The organism is Pseudomonas sp. (assembly GCF_050739995.1).
In the GTDB taxonomy this organism is placed as follows: domain Bacteria; phylum Pseudomonadota; class Gammaproteobacteria; order Pseudomonadales; family Pseudomonadaceae; genus Aquipseudomonas.
The window spans coordinates 1-5685 of sequence record NZ_JBOICG010000637.1 but is presented as its reverse complement, the minus strand read 5'-3'; the positions used below and the strand labels follow the sequence as shown (position 1 = coordinate 5685).

The following is a 5685-nucleotide window of genomic DNA, read 5'->3' as shown; positions in this document are numbered from 1 at the left end:
GAGTTCCACCGTTGGAATGCGATCGAATGTGGGAGCGGGCTTGCTCGCGAAGGCGTCAGATCAGTCACTGAATAATCAGTGGGGTTTAGCGGCAGCCTGCCATAAGACTTCTGCAACACCTTGGCGCTTGGCAATCACCCGCGCCGCCACAAACAGCAAATCCGACAATCGATTGATATACGCCAACCCTACGCCTTCCAGTGGCTCAACCGCATTCAACTGCTGACACCGCCGTTCCGCACTGCGCGCCAGGCTGCGACAGATATGGGCTTGGGCGATCAGTGCCGAACCACCGGGCAGGATAAAGTTCTCCAGCGGCCCGACTTCCTCATTCCAACGGTCAATCGCCGCTTCCAGCCGATCGACTTCCGCGGCATTCAAGGCTTTGTACACCGGCATCGCCAGTTCACCACCCAGGTCGAACAAACGATGTTGGCAAGGCGTCAGCACCTCAATCACATCCTTGAGTTCAGGATGCTTGCCGCTCTGTTCCTCAAGGTTGGCCAGTAACAACCCCAACTGACTGTTCAGCGTATCGACCTCACCAATCGCCTCTACTCGCGGGTGGTCCTTGGGCACACGACGGCCATCACCGAGGCCGGTCTCGCCCTTGTCGCCGGTACGGGTGTAGATCTTCGACAGGCGAAAGCCCATGGTCATTGCTCCAGTTGGGTGAGTTCGTAAGGCGGCAACTGGCTGCCCGCCAGGGGCAGCCGCAGGGTGAAACAGGTACCTTGGCCAAGGGTGGACTGTACTTCCATCTGGCCTTTGTGGTTGTTGGTGACGATGAAATACGAGACCGACAGCCCAAGACCGGTGCCCTGGCCGATTTCCTTGGTGGTGAAGAACGGTTCGAAGGTGCGCTTGCGCACGTTCTCACTCATGCCGATGCCGTTGTCTTCCACTTGGATCTCCGCCCATGGCGGATTCAGGCGAGTGCGCAGGATGATACGGCCGGGCTCGCTGTCGTCTTCACGCAGGTGAATGGCCTGGGCGGCGTTTTTCAGCAAATTGAGCAGTACCTGTTCCAGCTCGTTGGCGGTGCCGGGCACAGGGCCTAATTGTGGATCGAATTGGCGGATGATCGCCTGGCCCTTGAAGTCGAACCCGATGGTCAGGTCGAAGTCGTTACCGGCGATTTCTACCGCTTGGTCGATCAGCGCAGGCAGATCGCAGGGGGCCATCTGCCGATTGCTGCGGCGGCTGAAGCTGAGCATGTGGGTGACGATCTTCGCCGCCCGCGCACCGGCTTGTTGGATGCCATCCAGCAGTTGTGGCACTTCGCGGCTTTGCAGGTAGCGGTTGACCGTGTCCAGCTCGATACCAGCCTGTTCGGCGTGTTCCAGGTTCTTGGGTAGGTCGGGCGACAGGCGGCGGCGGATGTTCTGCACGTTATGCAAGATCGCCCCGAGTGGGTTATTGATCTCGTGGGCCATGCCCGCTGCAAGCCCGCCCACGGAAAGCATTTTTTCCGACTGCACCATCATTTCTTCCAGCGACAGACGCTGGGTGATGTCGTCGATTCGGATCACTACGCCGCGCCCGGCGCCGCCCATCAACGGGTAGAACGTCAGGGCGTAGTGCTTGGGTTCGTCATCTTTTATCCACGTGACGCGCTCGATGCGCTCCACGGTGTGCTGTTCGACGGCGGCCTTGAGCTGCGTCAGGTAGGGCTTGAGTGGCTGGAAGGCGAGGAAGATCGGTTGGTTGAGCGCCTCATCCAGGCGGGTTCCGGAAAGTGCGCTGGCCTCCTGGTTCCACTGGGTGACGTAGAGCTGCTCGTCCAGGGCGATCAGCGCCGAGGGCATTGAGTCGATGATGCTGTTCAGGTAGTTCTGGAAACCGGTGAGTTTTTTCTCGATCTTGCTGCGAACCTGTACTTCCAGTTCGAGTTTGCGGTTGGTGTGGCGGGTTTCTTCGGCCAGGCCTTGGGCTTGGTCGTAAGCGGCCTGGGAATCATCGCGGGCGCGCTTGAGTTGCTGCTCGCGGGCTTCGATGCGCGACAGCATGGTGTTGAAGGCTTCGGCCAGGCTGCCGATTTCATCGTGGTTGCCGCGACCGGCGCGCAGGGCGTAGTTCTCTTCGCGGGTCACCTGGCGCGACAGTTCTTCCAGTTCGTGGATAGGGCGAGTGATAAGGCGCTTGATCTGCCGGGCGATGACCAGCCAGAGCAGAACACTGAAGATCAGGATGCCCAGGCTCGCCGTCAGCGTGCCGGTATAAAACGCCACTGGTAGCTCACTGCTGGCCACCAGTAGCAGGTGCCCGGAAGGTTGGCCGGCACGGGGCAGGGTGATGACCTGGTTGCTGCGAAACTCAGTGAGGCGCCATGCCTCGATGTGCCGGTAATTATCCGGCAGGTGCAGGCGGTTGCTGTGCTGCATCTGCGCCAGGCGGGTGCCTTCGCCGTCATACAGCGCGGCGGCGCGCAGCGGTGAATAGCTGGTCAGCTCATTGAGCAGGGCTTCGGCCTTGGCCGGCGATTCGAGGGCGTCAGCGGCAAGCGACGGGTTGGACACCAATCGTCCGATGGCCTGCAATGCCTGAGGGGCCATGCTTTCCTGGGAGATCCAGTAGGCCGCACTGATGAACGTCAGGTTGGCCACCAGCAGTACGGTGGTCAACAACACCAGCAGGGCGGCCAGCAGTTTCTGCCCTACCGGTAGATTTTCAAGACGCTGGCGCAGTGGCATCAGGGTTTTCCCAGGTGATAGACAGGTAGGCAGGGTAGCGCGTGCCTCAGTCGCTGGCCAATCCGTGTGCCCGTAAGTGCTCGATCAAACGCGCTTGCACTTGTTGCAGGTGGGGCAAGACCAACTGGTGGCGGGTAGCCGCTTCGCAGGCGTAGCCCAACAGGTAGCTGATTTCGGTGCGGCGGCCGTTGGCCACGTCCTGATACATGGAGGAGTAGTTGGCGGCGGTGGCTTGGATCACCCGTTCCACTTCGCTGTGCAAATCCTCGGCAGCGGCGGGCTGGCCACTGCATTCGAGCAGTTCGGCCAGCTCGGCGCACAGGGTCGCGACTTCACATTGATGCTCTTGCAGGCCGCCGTTGCGGCATTGGTACAGCACGGTCAGCGGGTTGATCGCGCAGTTGAGGGCCAGCTTGCGCCATAGGCGCGTGAGAATCTCGGGGCTCCACTCGTGGGGGATGCCAGCAGCGTTCAGATCATCCAGCCATAGCGGTGGAGTAGGGTGGCCGGCGTCTCCCAGCCAGGTGTAGCCGTGGCCGGCAAATACCACGCGCCAGTCGCCGTCGCGGAAGGCGCCTTCGGTGCTGGAGGCAAAAATGCAGCGGGCCTGGGGCAGTTGGGCGGCAACGGCGTCCTGGCTGCCGAGGCCGTTTTGCAGCAGGATCAGTTCGGCGTCTGGCACCAGGCGATGTTGCAGTTGGGCGATGGCGTTTTGTGCGTCGTAGGCTTTGCACGCGACCAGCAGGCGATGAATCGGCGTCGGGCTGTCAGGCGTTTCGCCGATCACCGGATAGGTGTGCTCTACGCCATGCTCGATCAGCGTCAACCCTGGCCCCGCCTGATAGCTGGCCAGGCGCGCATCGTCCCGTAGAATCAACCTCACGGGCACGCCCGCGCGAACCAGGCGCGAAGCCCAGAGGGTGCCCAGGCTGCCGGCGCCGAGAATGTGCCAGGTGGTCGACATCAGTTTGTACTCCGTAGGGCCGCTCGCAGTGAACGCGGCGAAAGAACCGCTATAATGCCCCGGCATTTTAGCTCGGGCGCGCTCCATCTCTACTGAGCCCGCCCCTTATATTGGAGAAATGACATGCCTTCGTTCGACGTGGTATCCGAACTGGACAAACACGAAGTCACCAACGCCGTCGAGAACGCCGTCAAGGAACTGGACCGTCGCTATGATTTGAAAGGCAAGGGCAGCTTCGAATTCAAGGAAAAGGAACTGACCGTCAACCTGACCGCTGAAGCCGATTTCCAGCTGGAAGCGATGATCGAGATCCTCAAGCTGTCCCTGGTCAAGCGCAAGATCGACGCACAATGCCTTGAAATCAAGGATGCTTATGCTTCGGGCAAACTGATGAAGCAGGAAGCCGTCCTCAAGGAAGGCATCGACAAAGAGCTGGCCAAGAAAATCGTTGCCCACATCAAGGATGCCAAGCTCAAAGTCCAGGCTGCCATCCAGGGTGAGCAGGTTCGCGTCACCGGCAAGAAGCGTGATGACTTGCAAGAAGCGATCGCTGCCCTGCGCGCCAAGACCTTCGACATGCCGCTGCAGTTCAATAACTTCCGCGACTAATGGCACTTTGGGGAACCCATGGGCGTTTTTGACGTCCCAGGCCCCAGAACCTGCGCCTACGCTTGAGCCCTTCGGGGCTCAATTGCGTTACTGGGAACTCAATTAAGTCGCACATCCGCGCAACAGGAGAAAGTAGATGGATTTGAACGCTGAAGTGGATCAACTGATCAAGACGTCCCAGTCGTGGATTCCGATGATCATGGAATATGGCAGCCGGTTTTTGCTGGCTGTGCTCACCCTGGCCATCGGTTGGTGGCTGATCAACGTGTTGACCCACCGAGTGGGGCGTTTGCTGGCGCTGCGTAATGCGGACCTGGCGCTGCAACATTTCATCACCAGCCTGGCGAACATCGCGCTCAAGGTTATGCTGGTGGTCAACGTGGCCTCGATGATCGGCGTGGCAACCACCTCGTTCGTCGCCGCGATTGGTGCTGCCACCCTGGCCATTGGCCTGGCATTGCAAGGCAGCCTGGCGAACTTCGCCGGTGGCGTGCTGATCCTGCTGTTCCGCCCGTTCCGTATTGGTGACTGGATCGAAGCCCAGGGCACTTCGGGTACGGTTGATAGCATCCAGATCTTCCACACCGTATTGCGCACCGGCGACAACAAGACGGTGATCATTCCTAACGGCAGCCTGTCCAACGGCCTCATCACCAACACCAATCGTCAACCGACGCGCAAGGTGGTGTTTGATGTGGGTGTGGACTATGACGCCGACCTGCAGAAAGCCCGTGAAGTGCTGCTGGAGTTGGCCAAGGACCCGCGCGTATTGGCGGACCCTGCGGCGGTGGCGGTGGTGTCGACCTTGGGTGACAGTTCGATCACTGTTTCCCTGCGTTGCTGGACCAAGACGGCGGATTATTGGGATGTGCTGTTTATGCTCAATGAACTGGCGCGAGATCGTTTGAAAGCGGCGGGTATTGATATTCCGTTCCCGCAGCGGGTAATTCGCGTGATGCAGGAAAGTGCTACTAAGTAACTAAGCGTGATGCCATCGAACTTGGCGGAACGGTCAGGTTCGGTGTGTAGGAATAATCTCGTTAGTTAGCTTGCTAGTTATTTTTCGAGTGAAATAAAGCTGCAATAAAAAAGCCGCTCCCTTGTGAATAAGGGAGCGGCTTTTTAGTTAAGGCCGAGGCCTTAGGTCATCGTTGTAATCAAGCGGCTAATTACAAGATGTTCAGCGGGTATTGCGCGATCAGACGCAGTTCGTCGATGGACGCCGAACCGTAGTACACGCCGTCAGACGAACGATAGGTCGCTTGACGTACGCGCAGGCTCAGGTCTTTGGCTGGGCCGCTCTGGATCACGTATTTGGCTTCGATGTCGCGTTCCCACTCTTTACCGTTCGAAGTGGTGGCGGTGTTGGCGCCACTACCGCTGACGTAACGAGTCATGAAACTCAGGCCTGGCACACCG

Annotated in this window: 6 protein-coding genes; 2 read left to right on the top strand and 4 right to left on the bottom strand. The window is 59.3% G+C overall.

Features of this window, described 5'->3' with window-relative positions:
- Positions 1-75: 75 nt before the first annotated feature.
- Genes ACRESD_RS21485 through ACRESD_RS21475 form a run of 3 tightly spaced genes read right to left on the bottom strand, consistent with a single transcriptional unit; the run spans position 76 to position 3657 of the window.
- On the bottom strand, positions 76-654 hold the full coding sequence (locus ACRESD_RS21485; protein ID WP_431752742.1) for a cob(I)yrinic acid a,c-diamide adenosyltransferase: 579 nt from the start codon (positions 652-654) through the stop codon (positions 76-78).
- A gap of 2 nt (positions 655-656) precedes the next feature.
- The gene (locus ACRESD_RS21480) at positions 657-2693 is read right to left on the bottom strand and encodes an ATP-binding protein (RefSeq protein ID WP_431752741.1); all 2037 of its coding nucleotides are present in this window, start codon (positions 2691-2693) and stop codon (positions 657-659) included.
- A 46-nt stretch (positions 2694-2739) separates the two neighbouring features.
- Positions 2740-3657 (bottom strand): putative 2-dehydropantoate 2-reductase, encoded by a 918-nt coding sequence (locus tag ACRESD_RS21475; RefSeq protein ID WP_431752740.1) that lies wholly within the window; start codon positions 3655-3657, stop codon positions 2740-2742.
- A gap of 123 nt (positions 3658-3780) precedes the next feature.
- Here ACRESD_RS21475 and ACRESD_RS21470 point away from each other — a divergent pair, with 123 nt between their 5' ends.
- Together ACRESD_RS21470 and ACRESD_RS21465 are read left to right on the top strand one after the other, a co-directional pair.
- Positions 3781-4266 (top strand): YajQ family cyclic di-GMP-binding protein, encoded by a 486-nt coding sequence (locus ACRESD_RS21470; RefSeq protein ID WP_003175814.1) that lies wholly within the window; start codon positions 3781-3783, stop codon positions 4264-4266.
- A 136-nt stretch (positions 4267-4402) separates the two neighbouring features.
- Positions 4403-5245, top strand: a complete 843-nt coding sequence (locus tag ACRESD_RS21465) for a mechanosensitive ion channel family protein (protein ID WP_431752739.1) — start codon at positions 4403-4405, stop codon at positions 5243-5245.
- A 190-nt stretch (positions 5246-5435) separates the two neighbouring features.
- Here ACRESD_RS21465 and ACRESD_RS21460 read toward each other — a convergent pair.
- Positions 5436-5685 (bottom strand): OprD family outer membrane porin (locus ACRESD_RS21460; RefSeq protein WP_431752738.1); only part of this gene is annotated, 250 nt, incomplete at its 5' end.

Bases quoted from the DNA above. Each gene is read 5' to 3' on its own strand.
- ACRESD_RS21485 (WP_431752742.1), bottom strand. From the start codon at position 654: ATGGGCTTTCGCCTGTCGAAGATCTACACCCGTACCGGCGACAAGGGC.
- ACRESD_RS21480 (WP_431752741.1), bottom strand. From the start codon at position 2,693: ATGCCACTGCGCCAGCGTCTTGAAAATCTACCGGTAGGGCAGAAACTG.
- ACRESD_RS21475 (WP_431752740.1), bottom strand. From the start codon at position 3,657: ATGTCGACCACCTGGCACATTCTCGGCGCCGGCAGCCTGGGCACCCTC.
- ACRESD_RS21470 (WP_003175814.1), top strand. From the start codon at position 3,781: ATGCCTTCGTTCGACGTGGTATCCGAACTGGACAAACACGAAGTCACC.
- ACRESD_RS21465 (WP_431752739.1), top strand. From the start codon at position 4,403: ATGGATTTGAACGCTGAAGTGGATCAACTGATCAAGACGTCCCAGTCG.